We start from the raw sequence: 1,102 nt of genomic DNA, 5'->3' as shown, positions 1-1,102 counted from the left end.
TGCCGCGAGCGCCGTTCGCCCGAGCAGCTTCAACCTTTGAAGCGCTGCGGCTCGCGCCGCCGGCCTTGCCCATTCGCCGGGCCATGAACGACCTTGATCCAACTACGCCTGCGAGCAGCGGAAGCACGAGAATGTCGGCGTCGACGGCAGGGAAATACAGGCCCGTACCCGAAGCCGTGATCTCGATTTCTTCGAGATCCTCATTCGATGCGTGTTCCAGACCTTGTATCAGCCGCGCGGGAATGGCGAACGACGCACCGTTCGACAACTCGATTGATAGCCGGCCGTCCTCCGGAATGAACACCGCGGAAAGCGCTACCGGATTTTCGGTGACGTGCTTGCGCGCCCGCTCTTCGGCTTCGCGCATCTGGCGTTCGGTAATTTCAACTAAAGCAGTCATGAAGTATCTTCCATTCAGTGCACAGTGAGCCGACCACGTTCTGCATCCGGCGGGCAAAGGTGTTTGCAGCGGCGTGTGAAAAACCGTGGTTTCTAACAAGCGCCGGCGGTCCATTCGGACAGTGAAGATTAAAAACAGCATGCTGGTTCCCGTCCAGTACGTGGACGTGCGCCGGCATATGGTCGTTCAGATAAATCACGACGCGGGCAGCGCCGATGCGAAAAATCGTTGGCATGTGTTCACTCTATATGTTGGCAGCGCGCAAGTAAACCCAAACGCTTGGGTTTTACTGGCATTGTTGTTTTCCGCATGCAGACGATCGCAGCAGCGGAAATGCAAGCTTAAGGAACCCGCCCTGTCGCCGCTATCAGCCGGATGGCTAACGCGCTCGTTTCCGCTGAGTATTAACTACCGGAAGCGTCCGACTGGCATAGAATGACAGCCACTTTCGGGCACGGTCGGCCCTCGCGCGCCGCCCGGCACCATGTCCAGTTCACGCCACTGAATCTTGTCGAACATGCCCATCACTTCGCCGCAATTTGCTCCCCTCGCGCAACTCGCTGCAGCCCTTCGCGACGGCAAGGCCACTAGCCGGATGCTCGTCGAACAGGCACTCGAACGCATCGCAGATCCCGCCGGACAAGGCGCGATCGCTTTCCTTCAGGTCGATGCCGGCGGCGCGGGCGCGGCCGGCATCGACCA

At 59.5% G+C, this 1,102-nt stretch carries 2 protein-coding genes and 1 pseudogene; 1 reads left to right on the top strand and 2 read right to left on the bottom strand.

Annotated elements, in window-relative coordinates:
- Positions 1-400: DUF2442 domain-containing protein (locus ACRXB1_RS36605; RefSeq protein ID WP_449494848.1), on the bottom strand; the 400-nt coding region annotated here is incomplete at its 3' end.
- Positions 384-635: a DUF4160 domain-containing protein gene (locus ACRXB1_RS36600; protein WP_449494847.1), complete on the bottom strand. Its 252-nt coding sequence runs from the start codon at positions 633-635 to the stop codon at positions 384-386. The genes ACRXB1_RS36605 and ACRXB1_RS36600, both read right to left, overlap by 17 nt.
- Before the next feature lie 282 nt (positions 636-917).
- Between ACRXB1_RS36600 and ACRXB1_RS36595 the strand changes: the two are divergent.
- Positions 918-1,102, top strand: a pseudogene (locus tag ACRXB1_RS36595) (amidase); the annotation flags it as partial.

Source organism: Caballeronia sp. M23-90 (assembly GCF_053574605.1).
The sequence above is the reverse complement of the archived record's forward strand: the minus strand, read 5'-3'. Positions and strand labels throughout refer to the sequence as shown.